This window comes from Actinosynnema sp. NPDC050436 (genome assembly GCF_040655415.1).
GTDB lineage: Bacteria > Actinomycetota > Actinomycetes > Mycobacteriales > Pseudonocardiaceae > Actinosynnema.
In genome coordinates, this window is sequence record NZ_JBFAJV010000003.1 from 608,050 (window position 1) to 622,181 (window position 14,132).

Genomic DNA, 14,132 nt, shown 5'->3' on the forward strand with positions numbered 1-14,132 from the left:
GACCTAGGTCCCGCGCCGGACGGGACCGTCGTACCTGCGCGGGTGCGACCTGCGGCAACTAGCGTCGTCTGCGTGAACGTCCCCGGAGCCCCTTCCGCCAAGAAGCCGGGGAAGGGTCCGCTCGGCGCGCTGCCGGCCCTTTCGCCGTCCGCGCGCCGGGCGTTGGCCTGGTGCGGCGCGTTGGCGGCGTTGTCGGCCGGCGCGCTGGTGTGGCAGGCCGTTGCCCTGGCGTCCGCGCTGGTCGCGGGCGGGTCGCTGTGGTCGCTGGGCTTCGCGGTGTGCACGCGGGCCGGGCTGGCGTGGGCGACCGAGACGGTCGCGGCCCGCGCCGCCGCCGGCGCCAAGGAGGAGTTGCGCGCGGCCGTGCTGGACCGGGCGCTCGGCCTGGGGCCGGCGTGGATCGTGTCCCGGGGGCCGGCCGAACTGGCCGTGCTCGCCACCAAGGGCCTGGACGCCCTGGACGCCTACTTCACCCGCTACCTGCCCGCGCTGGTGACGACCGCCGTCGTGCCGGTGCTGGTCGGCGCGTGGGTGTTCGCGACCGACCCGACCTCGGCCGTGCTGATCGCGGTGACCCTCCCGCTGATCCCGGTCTTCGCCATCCTGATCGGCAAGTTCACCTCGGCGCGGGTCGCGGCGGCGGCCTCCGCGCTGGAACGGCTCTCCGGCCGGCTCGCGGAACTGGTCCGGGCGCTGCCCGTGCTCAGCGCGTTCGGCCGGGCGCGGTCGCAGGCGGCGGCCGTGCGGGCGGTCGGCGAGCGCTACCGCAAGGCGACCATGGGGACGTTGCGGGTCGCTTTCCTGTCGGCGCTGGTGCTGGAGATCGTCGCGTCGCTGTCGGTCGCGCTGATCGCGGTCGGCATCGGGTTGCGGCTGGTGTCCGGCGAGCTGACCCTGCTGACGGGCCTGGTCGTGCTGATCCTCGCGCCCGAGTGCTACCTGCCGCTGCGCGCGGCCGGTGCCGCCCACCACGCGTCGGAGGACGGGGTGGAGGCGGTCCGGCGGGTCGCCGAGGTGCCGGTGCCCGGCCCGCGCCCGCCGGCCGGCCCCCGCAGGCTGGGGCGGCTGACCGTCGCGTCGCGGGTGTCGCCGAGGTCGGCCGGCTCCTCCGCGCCCGGTTCGCCCGCGCTCGGTCCGGCTGCGGTGGACGGGCAGGTCGGCGGGATCGTGGTGCGCAACCTGCGGGTGCGGCGGCGGGACCGGTTCGCGCCGGACGGCCTGAGCCTGACCGTGCGGCCGGGCGAGGTGCACCGGCTGGACGCGCCCAGCGGCGCGGGCAAGTCGACGCTGTTCTCCGTGCTGCTCGGGTTCGTGCCGCCGGACGGCGGTGAGGTGCTGGTCGACCGCGACGCGATCGCGTGGGTGCCGCAGCGGCCCGCCTTCGCCGGCCGGACCGTCGCCGACGAGCTGGAGCTGACCACCGGCCGGGTCGACGTCGGCGTGCTCGCCGAGGTCGCCGCTGACCACCTGGTGGACCGGCCGGTCGCCGAGCTGTCAACGGGGGAGCGGCACCGGGTCGCCCTCGCCCGCGCGTTGACCCGCGTGGCCGACGGCGCGACCGTGCTGCTGCTGGACGAGCCGACCGCGCACCTCGACCCGGCGACCGCCGCCCAGGTCATGGCCGCCGTACAGCGGGCCGCCGACCGCGGCGCGGCCGTCCTGCTGGCCACCCACCGGGTCGTCGAGCAGTCCCACACGCCCGTGGCCGCGGTTCGGGGGAGCCGTGGGGTCGGAGGGACGTCCGTTCGTCGGACGCCCCGGCCGACCGCCCGGGTGCTGGCCGGGGCGGCGCTGGGGGTCGCCGCCTCGGCCAGTGGGGTCGCCCTGACCGCGCTGGCCGCGTACCTGATCGCCAAGGCCGCCACCCAGCCGCCGATCCTCACGCTGTCGGTGCTGGTCGTGGGGGTTCGGACGTTCGCGCTGGCCAAGGGCGTGCTGCGGTACCTGGAACGGCTCGTGTCGCACGACGCTGCGTTCCGGTTCGCGGAAGACCTGCGGGTGCGGCTGTGGCGCGGGCTGCGGCCCGGACGCGCCGAGCTGACCCGGCTGGTGGACGACGTCGACACGGTGCGGGACCTGGTTCCCCGCGTGCTGCAACCGCCGCTGGTGGCCGCCGGGGTCGGTGCGGCGGCCGTGGTGCTGTTCGCCCTGATCTCGCCGTGGGCCGGAGTGGCGTTGGCGGTGGCGCTGGTGGTCGGCGGCACCCTCGCGCCGGTCGTCGCGGTCGTCGCGGAACGCCGGGCGAGCACCGTCCTGGCGCGCGGCCGGCGGCGGGTGTCGGAGGACGTGCTGACCCTGCTGACCGCCGCGCCCGACCTGATCGCGTTCGGCGCCGACCGCAGGGCACGGGCGGCACTGGCCGCACACGACGCCGAACTGGCCAGGTCGGCGCGTCGGCAAGCGTTTGGCGCGGGTGCCGCGACGGGGGTCGTGCACCTGGCGCTGGGCCTCGCGGTGGTGGCGTGCACGGCGCTCGCCTCGGGCGTGGACCCGCTGCTCGTCCCGCTGCTGGGGTTGGTGCCGCTCGCGCTCGCCGAAGCGCTGGGCGCGCTGCCCGCAGCGGCGCAGCACTGGGGGCCGCTGCGCGAGGCATACGGGAGGATTGTCGAACAATCGGATCGGTCGATTGTGGAACACCGTGAGCAGCTCCCCCCGGTCGCATCGAAGCACGTGCCACCGACAAGTCCGCGCGCCGAGGACGTGGGGGACGTCCCGGCCGCTGCGGAGCGGGTCGGCCCGCTGGTGCCACAGCGGGCCGACCCGCAGGCCGACGAACCGGTCGGCGGGCCGGTCGACGGTGGGCCGGTTGACGGTGGGTCGGGTGACGTCATCGAGCTTGAGCACGTCACGGTCGGGTGGCCGGGAGCGGACGCGCCCGTGCTGGAGGACGTGAGCTGCCGCATCCCGCGCGGGGCCAAGGTGGCCGTCGTGGGCGCGTCCGGCGCAGGCAAGTCGACGCTGTTCGCGCTGCTGCTCGGCTTCGTGGACGCCTCCGCCGGCGTCGTGCGCCGGCCCGAGCGGGTCGCGTGGTGCCCGCAGGAACCGATGCTGGTGACCACGTCCCTGCGCGACAACCTGCGCATCGGCGACCCGGGGGCGTCCGACGACGAGCTGCGCGACGTGCTCGCCCGGGTCGGCCTGCGGATCGGCCTCGACACCGAGATCGGCCCGACGCTGCTCTCCGGCGGCGAGGCCCAGCGGGTCGCGCTGGCGCGGGCGCTGCTGTTCGACACCGACGTCCTGCTGCTCGACGAACCCACCGCGCACCTCGACGAGACCTCTGCCCGCGACCTGCTCGACCTGGTCGACGGCCTGGACCGCACCGTCCTGCACATCACCCACCGGCCCGACGAAGCGGCCCGCGCGGACCTGGTGCTGGAGGTGTCCCGGGGGCGCGTCGGGGCCGGGGCCTACCGTTGACAGCCGTGGACCCCGCCCTGGTGCTCGCCGCGTCGACCGAGATCACCACCGCCGCCCTGGCCGGCGACGACCCGGACGCCGTGCTGCCGCTCGTCGTGCGGCGCGCGGTCGAGCTGGCCGAGGCCGACCTCGGCCTGGCCATGGTCACCGGCGACGACGGGACGCTCACCGTCGAGGCGTCCTCCGGCGTGGACGACCCGGTCGGCATCGTCCTGTCCGACCGCTCCTCCGCCGCGCGCGCCGCGCGGACCGGCGTCCCCGTCGTCTCCGACGACTTCACCACCGACCCTCGCACCGCGCCGTTCGTGCCGAAGTCGCTGCGCGGCTACGGCCCCTTCGCGGTCGCGCCGTTCGGCACCAAGGAACGCCGGATCGGCGCGCTGGCCGTCTACCGGCGCAAGGGCGCCGCGCCGTTCAGCACCGACACGGTCGACGTGCTCACCGCGTTCGCCGCCCAGGCCGGCCTGGCCGTGGTGCTCGCCGAGGGCTTCACCGCGCGCCAGCGGGTGGCCGTCTACCAGGAGCGCGAGCGGATCGCGCGCGACCTGCACGACGTGATCATCCAGCGGCTGTACGCGACCGGCGTGCAGCTCGACCTGCTGGACCGGCGGCTCAAGCTCGACGGCCGCGAGGCCCGGCGGCTCGCCGACTGCGTGGACCAGCTCGACCAGACCATGGCCGAGGTGCGCGCCACCGTGCGCGCCCTGCGCAGCGCCGACCCCGGCCGCCCCGGCGACGCCGACCTGCGCGGCTCCGTGCTCGCCGAAGCCCACACGGCGGGCGAGCTGCTCGGGTTCGAGCCCGAGGTCCGGATCGACGGCGAACTCGGCCAGGTGCCACCCGACCTCGCCGACCACGCGCGCGCGGCGCTGCGCGAGGCGCTGTCCAACGTGGTGCGGCACTCCGGCGCGAGCACCGTCCAGATCGGGCTCGCCAGGACCGACGCGCGGCTGGTGCTCGAAGTGGCCGACGACGGCTGCGGCATCCCGCGCGGCGTGGCCCGGCGCGGCCTGCGCCACCTGGAAGAACGCGCCCTGGCGGCGGGCGGCGGCTGCGAGGTCTCGTCCTCACCGCGCACCGGCACCACCATCACCTGGCACGTCCCCCTGTCCCACCCCTGACCCGACCGCGCGCCTGCCCGCCCGCGCGCCCGGTCGACGGCCGGTGTCAGCGGGCGCGGCGGGCCACCCAGGCGGCGGCCTGCGTGCGGCGCTCCATCCCCAACTTCGCCAGCACCGACGTCACGTAGTTCTTCACCGTCTTCTCCGCCAGGAAGAGGCGCTCCGCGATCTGCCGGTTCGTCATGCCCTCGCCGATCAGGTCCAGCACCCGCCGCTCCTGCTCGGTCAGCGCGTCCAGCACGTCCACCTCCGGCGGCCGGCGCATCCGCTCCAGCACCCGCGCCGTGGTCTGCGAGTCCAGCAGCGACCGGCCCGCCGCCACCTCCCGCACCGCCACCACCAGGTCCTGGCCCCGCACCTGCTTGAGCAGGTAGCCGGCCGCCCCCGCCATGATCGCGCCGACCAGCGCTTCCTCGTCGTCGAACGCGGTCAGCACCAGGCAGCGCACCCCCAGGTCGCGCAACCGCCGGCACAGCTCGACCCCGGTACCGTCGGGCAGCCGGACGTCCACCACCGCCACGTCCGGAGCCGTCGCGGACGCCCGGACGAACGCCTCGTCCACCCCGCCCGCCTCGGCGACCACGGAGATGTCGTCCTCGTCGTCGAGCAGTTCGCGCAGTCCCCTGCGCACCACTTCATGGTCGTCGACCAGCAACACGCGCACGGGCACGAACCCACCATAGGTCGAATGCCGGTACCGGCCGCACGCGGACGCCAAGACAGTGCAAGACATGCTCGTACGCGTGATCGAGGAAGCCGACCGGATCGTCGTCGGCCGACTGGTACTGGAGCTGTGGGGCGCGCACACCGCCGTGGCCCACGGCCAGGTCTTCTTCCCGGCCAGCCTCCCGGGGTTCCTGGTGGAACACCAGGAACAGGTCGTCGGCCTGCTGACCTACGCCTCCGCCGAGGGCCTCATGGAGATCGTCACCATCGACGCGCTGCGAAGAGGCAGGGGCGTGGGCAGCTCCCTGGTCGACGCCGCCGTGCAGCGCGCCCGGCAGCTCGGCTGTTCGCGCATCCGGCTCACCACCACCAACGACAACCTCGACGCGCTGCGGTTCTACCAGCGCCGGGGGTTCCGGCTCGCCGCCCTGCGCCCCGACGCCGTCCGCGAGTCCCGCCGGCTCAAGCCCGAGATCCCGTCCGTCGGCGACTACGGCATCCCCATCACCGATGAGCTGGACCTGGAGAGATGGATCGCCCCGAGGTAGTTGTCCACAGGTGCCGCGCAGGTTGTCCACAAACCTGTGCACAACCGGTGTGACCTGGACTACACCGCTGTCACCTGCGGGACAGGGCGCTGAACACCTCGTCCCAGGCGGCGGCGACCTGCCGCGCGCACGTCTCCGGCGCGACCCCACCCACCCCCGTGCCCAGACCCGGCATGGCGATCGTGCGCACCACCCCCCGCAGCGGACGGCCGTCCTCCAGCCGGCCGTCCCGCCACAACCGCAGCACCGCGCGCGCCGCCAGGTAGGGGTGCACGGTGTCCGACGGCAGCAGCTCGCCCGGCCGGCGCATCGTCGGCGCGCTGATCAACCACTCCGGCTGCACCTCGCCGGTCGGCACCACCAGCGCCTCGCCCACCGGCAGCTCACCACCGTGCAGGGCGAGGATGCCGCTGCGCACGTGCGCCTCGACCAGGGGGAACGCGCGGGCGTACACGGCGTCGATCCCGCCGCGCATCCACCCCGACGAGTTCGCCGGGCTCACCACGGCCTCGGCCACGATGTCGAGCACCGAACCCCGGTGCACCTCCACCCCGCCACGACCGGCGGCGACACCCGCCCACGCCGTCGCCAGCGGTTCGTCGACAGCGCACAGCACCAGACGGGGAACAGCTACCGGAGCGATGATCCCACCCTCCGTATCGGCGGCCACAGCCGCAAGCATTCCAGGACACAGGGGTCGGGTGGAACGGGGGCGGGCCCCCCTCCGGCGGGTGATCCTCGCCTCAGCGGCGATCACGCGCCGAGGTGCTCGTATCGTTGCGCCCGTGCTCGCCTACTTCGGACCGCAGGGAACCTTCACCGAGCAGGCCGCGCGCGCCTTCTCCGCAGCCGACCCCGCGCACGACGAACTCACCCCCTACGACACCGTGCCCGCCGCCCTCACCGCAGTGCGGCACGACGAGGTCGACGGGGCGTGCGTGCCCGTGGAGAACTCGGTCGAGGGCGCGGTACCGGCCACCATGGACGCGCTCGCCGAGGGCGACCCGCTCGTCGCCGTCGCCGAAACCGTGCTCGACGTGCGGTTCAGCGTGCTCGTCCGACCGGGGGCAGGCGAGCCCAGGACCATCGCCAGCCACCCGCACGCGCTGGCCCAGGTGCGGCACTGGATCGCCGAGAACCTCCCGACCGCGACCGTCGTCGCCACCACGTCCACCGCCGCCGCCGCCCGGTCCGTCCTGGCGGGCGAGTTCGACGCCGCCGTGAGCGCCCCCGTGGCCGTCCGGCACTACCCGCTGGAGGTGCTGGCCACCGACGTGGCCGACGTGCGCGACGCGAAGACCCGCTTCCTGCTCCTGCGCCGCCCCGGCACCCTCCCCGAGCCGACCGGCCACGACCGCACGTCCGTCGTCGTGACCGCGACCGACCGGGTCGGCGCGCTGTCGGACCTGCTGACCGAGCTGGCGCTGCGGCGGATCAACCTGACCCGGATCGAGTCCCGCCCGACCAAGGGCAAGCTCGGCGAGTACCGGTTCTACATCGACCTCGACGGGCACGTGGCGGAGCCGAGGGTCGGCGACGCCCTGGCCGCCCTGCGCCGGCACTGCCCGGACACCCGCTTCCTCGGCTCGTACCCGAAAGCCGAACCCGGCGGCACCCCCGCCGACAACGAGGACTTCGCCGCAGCGGCCCGCTGGGTGGCGTCGCTGAGGGAAGGGCGCGGGGCGTGAAGCTGATCCTGGTCAGACACGGCGAGACCGCGTCGAACATCAAAATGGCGCTGGACACCCTCCCGCCGGGCCCACCCCTCACCGAAGCCGGCCTGGTGCAGGCGCAAGCCCTCGCGGAGTCCCTGGCGACCGAACGCGTGGACGCGATCTACGCCAGCACGGCCCTGAGGGCCCAACAAACCGCCACCCCGCTCGCCACCGCGCTGGGCCTGGAGGTGGAGGTCGTGGAAGGCGTCCAGGAGATCTACTGCGGCGACCTGGAAGGCCGACACGACAAGGAAGCCTTTGAACTCTTCCTGGCGGCAGTGCACCAGTGGACAGCCGGAAACCTCGACGCAACCATCCCCGGCGGCGAAAGCGGTCGCCAAGTCCTGGACCGCTTCCTGGCCGCGCTGGACAAACTCGCCGCCCGGCACACCGCGGACGACACGTTCGTCGTGGTCACCCACGGCGGCGCACTGCGCATGGCGGCCCTGGCCCTGGCCACCAACGTCCAACCGGCCCTGGCCGAAGCGGGCCTCCTCCCCAACACCGGCCGAGTAGTCCTGGAGACCCCCACCACCGGCCCCGACACCGGCTGGACCTGCACCTCGTGGACCGGCGTGGACGTCATCACCTGACCCACCCACCGGTCCCCACCCACCGGTCACCAGGCCCCGGTGACCGGCTCCCGGCCACCAGGCCCCGGCCCGCTAGTGCCCAGTCCCCGGCTCCTGGCCACCAGTTCCCGGCTCCTGGCCACCGGTTCCCGGCCCGCCAGTTTCCAGTCCCCGGCTCTCAGTCCCGGTCCCAGCCCGGGGGCCGAGGTGCGGCTACCGCGCGGCCACTGCGGTGGGCCACTGCTGTGAATCATCGCTGTGGGCCACTGCTGTGAGGCCACTGCGGTGGGGGCATCGCGGTAATCACTGTGGTCGCTGTTGGGCGTGGTTGCGGGTTCGTTGGCCTTTGCTCGCCGCCGCGCCTCCTCTTCTTTCACGGCAACGTCATTCTCCCACCGGAAATGCCCGACGGGTGCCTGGCGGCGGGGTGCTTCAGTTGATCAGGTGATCTGGGTACGGAATCCGGACCTTGTCCCTCGTTCGCGGTTCATGCAGCTCAGAGGCGTCGAGCGCTGCCGGCGACGGAACGGCGGACCGGCAGAGGAACGGCGGGTCGGCAATGGAACGGCGGGTCGGGAAGGGGACGGGGTGTCGGAAACGGAGGAAGGGGACCGTCAGGTCCTAGCCCCAACCCAGTTCGTGGAGCTTCGCGTCGTCGATCCCGAAGTGGTGGGCGATTTCGTGCACCACCGTGATCGCCACCTCCTCCACCACGTCCTCCTCCGTCTCGCAGATGTCCAGGATCGCTTCCCGGTAGATCGTCACCCGGTCGGGCAGGACGCCGCCGTAGTCCGACGTCCGCTGGGTCAGGGCGATGCCGTGGTACAGGCCCAGCAGGCCGGGGTCTTCCGGGTGGCGGTCCTCCACCAGCACCACGACGTTGTCCATCGCCGTCGCGAACTCCGGGGGGATCAGGTCCAGGGCCTCGGCCACCAGTTCCTCGAACCGCTGTCGGGACATCTCCGCCGGCACGGGGTCACCTCGTGGGTTCGGTCGTGGTCGTGGTGGTGGCGGTCGCGGTCGGTTTTTCCGACGTGCTCGTCGCCGACGTGGTGGTCGGGGCCCCCGACTTCGACTCCGAGTGCAGCGGCGCCCCGGTGGGCTCGTCCTGTTGCACGGCCGTGGTCTGGGGCGGGTTCGCGGTGGTCAGGGGTGGGGCGTTGGGGTTCCTGATGCTCTTCTCCCACGCCGTCAACCCCTTGTTGTCCGGGGCCGGGGTCGCGCCCACCTTGCAGTTCACCCGGTACGAGCCCGCCGCCCAGCTCTCCGGTGTCCTGGTGTCCCAGGTCACGATGAGGCCCTTGGCCTTGAAGTCGACGCCGCCGCTGTACTCCGCCGCGATCCGGGTGCACTCGGCGGACAGCGTCTCGTCCTGCTTCTCCACCGCCGGGTAGTCGCCGGCGGGCAGCGGGACGACGCCGACGATCTCGAACGTGTGCGGCTCCGCGCAGTCGACCGGGTCGCCCACGCCCAGCGCCTCGGTGATGCCCAGGCACACGCCCGGGTCGTAGACCGCCGACTGGTCCTGGGTCTTGGCCGTGCCGTACGCGGGCAGCAGGCCGCCCGCCGGCCCCGCGACCTGGAGGCCGCAGCGCATCGTCCGCTGGCCGGACTGCCACAGCCGCTCACCGGGGTTGAGCGGCCCGACGGAGTACTTCCCGGCCGGGTCGAACTTGCCGCCCAGGTACGCCAGCGACGTCTTCGCGCAGCGCTCCTCGCTGATCGCCTGCCACTGCTCGTCGGTCGGGAACGGGGCCTGCGGGCCGTACGCGCCGCCGATGTCCTCGACACCTGTGACCTCGAACATGTGCTGGGCCTTGCAGTCGACCTTGGCGACGTCCGACAGGGTGCTCTTCGTCCAGTTCAGGCAGTCGCCCGCCTGCGAGGTGTACACCGGGTTGACCACCTCCGTCGTCCCCGGGACCGGCCCCCCGGAACCGACCGGCCACGACGTGAACGTGCTCAGCCCGAGCAGCGCGAACGCGCCGACGAACGCGCCGAGCATGACCAACTGGTCACCTCGACGAAACCAACGAGCGCTCCTGGACATCTACTCCATGATGCCTGGACCGACGCTGAATCCCATCGGGCGGGTGGAGTGTGTTGCTTTTGGGACACTCGTCACCCATTTGGCGGCCGATCTCTGTACCGTCCCCGCCGGGAGTGGAGTGGCTGATGACTGAGAACGACGACCGTAACGACCACGACGACCGCGAGGGCCGTGCGAGCGGCAACCCGGGGCAGGGCGGCACGCCGCAGGGCACGCCGGACCAGGGCGGCCCGGACCGGGGCACCGCGTCGCAGGGCGCGCCCGCACCCGGCACGCCGGCGCAGGGCGGCACGTCGAGCCAGGGCACGTCGAGCCAGGGCACGTCGGAGCAGGCCGGCACGCCGGGGCGGGGCGCGTCCCCGGCCGGCACGCCCGCGTCAGGGGCGGCCACGCCCCCACCGGGTGGCACGCCGCCGCCGTACGTGCCGCCGCCGACGTCCCAGCAGGCCGGGCGGCCCGGTGCGCAGGCCGGTCGGCAGCGCGGGCAGGTGCGGCAGCAGCAGGCGGGGGTCACGCAGCCCCGACCGCCCACGCTGGCCGAGCAGCGCGCGCGGGCCGAGGCGGTGCAGCGGCGGCAGGACGCCGAGCTGGCCGAGGAGCTGGAGCGCGCCCGCAAGAAGAAGCTGCGCAAGCGGTTGCTCATCGGCGGCGGGGTCGCCGTGGGCGTCGTGGGCGTGGTGGCGATCTGGTACGCCGCCTCCAGCCCGGACGACGTCGAGGCGCAGTGCACGCAGGACGGGGTCGTGGTCGACGACCAGTACTGCGACGACAACTACGCCCGGTCGCACGGCGGTTACTCCAGCGGCGGGTTCATCTACATCGGTGGCAGCTCCTACCGCTACCACTACGGCGGGTCCAGCGTCCCGGTCGGCCAGAAGGTCTCCGGCGGCAGCTACACCGTGCCCAAGGGCGCGAACGTGACCACCAAGTCCGGCACCACGATCCAGCGCGGCGGCTTCGGCGTGTCCGGCGGCAGCAAGAGCGGGGGCAGCTGAGTGCGCCGGGAGACCTCCGCACCACGCCCGAACTGGCAGCGCACGGTGTCCGAGCAGGGGCTCGTGTTCGGTGCGCCCGCGCGGGCCGCCGACGGCAGCCCCCGCCCGTACTGGGACGAGTCGGCGCACTACGTCTTCGACATGAGCGACGTCCTGTCCCTCGAAGCCGACGTCGAGCTGCTGCACAGCATGTGCCTGGAGGCCGTCGACAACGTCGTGCTGACCGAGCGGTTCCGGGACTTCGGCATCCAGGAGTGGGTGTGGCCGGCGATCGCCGAGTCGTGGAAGCGGCGCGACCCGCACGTCTACGGCCGGTTCGACCTGCGCTACGACGGGCGCGGCCCGGCGAAGATGCTGGAGTACAACGCCGACACCCCGACGTCGCTGCTGGAGGCGTCGGTCGTCCAGTGGAACTGGAAGACCGACGTGTTCCCGGACGACGACCAGTGGAACTCGGTGCACGAGAAGCTGGTCGAGCGGTGGACGGAGCTGCGCGACCTGCTGCCGTCCAACGAGCTGCACTTCACCTGGTCCGGAGCCGACCCGTCGGGTGAGGACCACGTCACGGTCGCCTACCTCCAGGAGACGGCCGCCGAGGCGGGCATGAACACGGTCGGCTTGGCGATCGAGGAGATCGGCTGGGACTCGGCCCTGAACCGGTTCGTGGACCTCGAAGAGGCGCCCATGGGCACGGTCGTGAAGCTCTACCCGTGGGAGTGGGTGGTCGACGAGCAGTTCGGCCGCTTCGCGGTGCAGAGCCTGCCGGGCACGCTGTGGGTCGAGCCGCTGTGGAAGATGCTGCTGTCGAACAAGGCGCTGCTCGCGGTGCTGTGGGAGATGTACCCCGGCCACCCGAACCTGCTGCCCGCGTTCCTGGACGAGCCGGGCCTGCTCACCGAGTACGTGCGCAAGCCCCGGCTGGGCCGGGAGGGCGCGAACATCCAGATCGTGGCGCCGGGCTACGAGACGCAGACCGGCGGCGTGTACGGCAAGGAAGGCTTCGTCTACCAGCTGTTCGACCCGCTGCCCGAGTTCGACGGCTACCGCCCCGCGCTGGGCGCGTGGGTCGTCGGCGACGCGGCGGCCGGGCTCGGCATCCGCGAGACGGTCGGCCTGGTGACCGACGATGGCGCGGCGTTCGTCCCGCATCGGATTGTCGAATGAATGGAGTGGCAGTGATCAGCGAACTCGCGTTGGACCCGGGCTTCGGCTCCGCGATCGGCCGGGGCGTCGGCGCGATCGCCCTGTACGCCGTGGTGGGCCTCGTGCTGATGGTCGTCGGCTTCTACGCCATCGACTTCACCACGCCCGGCAAGCTGTCCGGCCTGGTGCGCTCGGGTGCGCCGAACGCGGTGATCGTGACGGCCGCCGGCCTGGTGAGCATGGCCCTGATCATCGTGGTCGCGATCTACAGCTCGGCGGGCAAGCTGGACGAGGGCCTGCTGTCGGCCCTGATCTTCGGCTTCGTCGGCATCATCGTGCAGGTCCTGGCGGTGCGCCTGCTGGAGTGGGTGACCCGCCTGGACATCGGCCGGCTGATCGAGTCGGACCGGTTCGCGCCCGCCAGCGTCGTGGTGGCCAGCGCGCACGTGGCGCTCGGTCTCGTGGTCGCGGTGGCGATCAGCTAGTTGCGCGTTCCCGCGAAGGCCCCGCCCGGCACGTCCGGGCGGGGCCTTCGCCGTGCGCGGGCGATATCCGCGCGAGGCCGCGCGGTGTGACGGACTACCCTCATGCCTCGTGATTGACCTCAGGGCCTTGCGTGAGAACCCGGAAGCCGTCCGCGCGTCGCAGCGTGCGCGTGGCGAGGACGAAGCCGTGGTCGACGCGCTGCTGTCCGCCGACGAGCAGCGCCGCGCGGCGGTCGCCCGCGCGGACGCCCTGCGCGGCGAGCAGAAGGCGTTCGGCAAGCAGGTCGGCCGGGCCCGGGGCGAGGAGCGCGAGGCGCTGCTGGCCAAGGGCAAGGAGCTGGCCGCCGAGGTCAAGGCCGCCGAGGCGGAGCAGTCGCAGGCCGAGGCCGCGCTGGACGAGCTGCACCGGGCCGTGCCGAACGTGGTACACCCGGACGCGCCGCACGGCGGCGAGGACGACTTCGTGGTGGTCAAGCACGTGGGCGAGCCGCGCGAGTTCGACTTCGAGCCGCTGGACCACCTCGACCTGGGCACCCGGCTGGGCGGCATCGACATGGAGCGCGGCGCGAAGGTCGCCGGCTCGCGGTTCTACTTCCTCACCGGGGTGCTGGCGCAGCTCGAACTGGCGCTGCTGAACATGGCCGTCGCGCAGGCGACGAGGGCCGGGTTCACCCTGATGATCACGCCGACCCTGGTCCGCCCGGAGATCATGGCGGGCACCGGGTTCCTGGGCGCGCACGCGAGCGAGGTCTACCGGCTGCGCGACGACGACCTGTACCTGGTGGGCACGTCGGAGGTCCCGCTGGCGGGCTACCACGCGGACGAGATCCTGGACGGCGAGCGCCGCTACGCGGGCTGGTCGTCGTGCTACCGGCGCGAGGCGGGCTCCTACGGCAAGGACACCCGGGGCATCATCCGGGTCCACCAGTTCAACAAGGTGGAGATGTTCTCCTACGTGCGGCCGGAGGACGCCGAGGCGGAGCACGCCCGGCTGCTGGCCTGGGAGGAGGAGATGCTGGCCAAGATCGAGGTGCCCTACCGGGTGATCGACACGGCCGCCGGCGACCTGGGCACGAGCGCCGCCCGCAAGTTCGACTGCGAGGCGTGGATCCCGACCCAGCGGGCGTTCCGCGAGCTGACCTCGACGTCGAACTGCACCACGTTCCAGGCCCGCCGGCTGGGTGTGCGCTACCGGGACGAGAACGGCAAGCCGCAGGTCGCCGCCACGCTGAACGGCACGCTGGCGACCACCCGGTGGATCGTGGCCATCCTGGAGAACCACCAGCAGGCGGACGGCTCGGTGGTCGTGCCGGAGGCGCTGCGGCCGTTCCTCGGCCTGGAACTGTTGTCGACTCGTCACCGGGGCTGAGCACTCCCGGGCGTGCTGCCTGCTCCTAAGAGGTGTCAGGCACAACCG

At 73.3% G+C, this 14,132-nt stretch carries 13 protein-coding genes; 9 read left to right on the forward strand and 4 right to left on the reverse strand.

What is annotated here, in order from left to right; genetic code table 11:
* Positions 1 to 72: 72 nt before the first annotated feature.
* Complete coding sequence (gene cydD, locus AB0I60_RS11360) at positions 73 to 3,420, forward strand: thiol reductant ABC exporter subunit CydD (RefSeq protein ID WP_360727911.1); 3,348 nt, start codon at positions 73 to 75, stop codon at positions 3,418 to 3,420.
* Positions 3,417 to 4,541 (forward strand): GAF domain-containing sensor histidine kinase, encoded by a 1,125-nt coding sequence (locus AB0I60_RS11365; RefSeq protein ID WP_360727914.1) that lies wholly within the window; start codon positions 3,417 to 3,419, stop codon positions 4,539 to 4,541. The genes cydD and AB0I60_RS11365 overlap by 4 nt, the downstream gene beginning before the upstream one ends.
* 46 nt (positions 4,542 to 4,587) lie before the next feature.
* On the opposite strand, the gene AB0I60_RS11370 is transcribed toward AB0I60_RS11365, so the two are convergent.
* Positions 4,588 to 5,211: a response regulator transcription factor gene (locus AB0I60_RS11370; RefSeq protein WP_360727917.1), complete on the reverse strand. Its 624-nt coding sequence runs from the start codon at positions 5,209 to 5,211 to the stop codon at positions 4,588 to 4,590.
* Between the two features lie 61 nt (positions 5,212 to 5,272).
* Between AB0I60_RS11370 and AB0I60_RS11375 the strand changes: the two genes are divergently transcribed.
* Complete coding sequence (locus AB0I60_RS11375) at positions 5,273 to 5,755, forward strand: GNAT family N-acetyltransferase (protein WP_360727920.1); 483 nt, start codon at positions 5,273 to 5,275, stop codon at positions 5,753 to 5,755.
* 70 nt (positions 5,756 to 5,825) lie between these two features.
* On the opposite strand, the gene AB0I60_RS11380 is transcribed toward AB0I60_RS11375, so the two are convergent.
* Positions 5,826 to 6,437 (reverse strand): macro domain-containing protein, encoded by a 612-nt coding sequence (locus AB0I60_RS11380; protein ID WP_360727923.1) that lies wholly within the window; start codon positions 6,435 to 6,437, stop codon positions 5,826 to 5,828.
* Between the two features lie 103 nt (positions 6,438 to 6,540).
* Here AB0I60_RS11380 and pheA point away from each other — a divergent pair, with 103 nt between their 5' ends.
* Both pheA and AB0I60_RS11390 read left to right on the forward strand, forming a co-directional pair.
* Positions 6,541 to 7,443, forward strand: a complete 903-nt coding sequence (pheA, locus tag AB0I60_RS11385; RefSeq protein ID WP_360727925.1) for a prephenate dehydratase — start codon at positions 6,541 to 6,543, stop codon at positions 7,441 to 7,443.
* Positions 7,440 to 8,063, forward strand: coding sequence for a histidine phosphatase family protein (locus tag AB0I60_RS11390; protein ID WP_360727928.1), 624 nt, complete (start codon positions 7,440 to 7,442; stop codon positions 8,061 to 8,063). Before pheA ends, AB0I60_RS11390 begins: the two co-directional genes overlap by 4 nt.
* Positions 8,064 to 8,663: 600 nt before the next feature.
* On the opposite strand, the gene AB0I60_RS11395 is transcribed toward AB0I60_RS11390, so the two are convergent.
* Positions 8,664 to 9,014, reverse strand: a complete 351-nt coding sequence (locus tag AB0I60_RS11395) for a metallopeptidase family protein (protein ID WP_360727930.1) — start codon at positions 9,012 to 9,014, stop codon at positions 8,664 to 8,666.
* 4 nt (positions 9,015 to 9,018) lie between these two features.
* Positions 9,019 to 10,092: a septum formation family protein gene (locus tag AB0I60_RS11400; RefSeq protein WP_360727932.1), complete on the reverse strand. Its 1,074-nt coding sequence runs from the start codon at positions 10,090 to 10,092 to the stop codon at positions 9,019 to 9,021.
* A 125-nt stretch (positions 10,093 to 10,217) separates the two neighbouring features.
* On the opposite strand from AB0I60_RS11400, the gene AB0I60_RS11405 reads away from it, so the two are divergent.
* The 4 genes from AB0I60_RS11405 to serS all read left to right on the forward strand — a co-directional run bounded on the left by AB0I60_RS11405 (position 10,218) and on the right by serS (position 14,084).
* Complete coding sequence (locus AB0I60_RS11405; protein ID WP_360727934.1) at positions 10,218 to 11,087, forward strand: hypothetical protein; 870 nt, start codon at positions 10,218 to 10,220, stop codon at positions 11,085 to 11,087.
* Entirely contained in the window at positions 11,088 to 12,251 is a 1,164-nt protein-coding gene (locus AB0I60_RS11410; RefSeq protein WP_360727936.1) for a glutathionylspermidine synthase family protein, read from the forward strand.
* Positions 12,248 to 12,715, forward strand: a complete 468-nt coding sequence (locus AB0I60_RS11415) for a DUF350 domain-containing protein (protein ID WP_360727939.1) — start codon at positions 12,248 to 12,250, stop codon at positions 12,713 to 12,715. The genes AB0I60_RS11410 and AB0I60_RS11415 overlap by 4 nt, the downstream gene beginning before the upstream one ends.
* Positions 12,716 to 12,824: 109 nt before the next feature.
* Positions 12,825 to 14,084 carry a serine--tRNA ligase gene (serS, locus tag AB0I60_RS11420; protein WP_360727942.1) on the forward strand — a complete coding sequence of 420 codons (1,260 nt, stop codon included), beginning with the start codon at positions 12,825 to 12,827 and terminating at the stop codon, positions 14,082 to 14,084.
* The last annotated feature ends 48 nt before the right edge of the window (positions 14,085 to 14,132 follow it).

Bases quoted from the DNA above. Each gene is read 5' to 3' on its own strand.
- AB0I60_RS11375 (WP_360727920.1), top strand. From the start codon at position 5,273: ATGCTCGTACGCGTGATCGAGGAAGCCGACCGGATCGTCGTCGGCCGA.
- AB0I60_RS11380 (WP_360727923.1), bottom strand. From the start codon at position 6,437: ATGCTTGCGGCTGTGGCCGCCGATACGGAGGGTGGGATCATCGCTCCG.
- AB0I60_RS11400 (WP_360727932.1), bottom strand. From the start codon at position 10,092: ATGTCCAGGAGCGCTCGTTGGTTTCGTCGAGGTGACCAGTTGGTCATG.
- AB0I60_RS11405 (WP_360727934.1), top strand. From the start codon at position 10,218: ATGACTGAGAACGACGACCGTAACGACCACGACGACCGCGAGGGCCGT.
- AB0I60_RS11415 (WP_360727939.1), top strand. From the start codon at position 12,248: ATGAATGGAGTGGCAGTGATCAGCGAACTCGCGTTGGACCCGGGCTTC.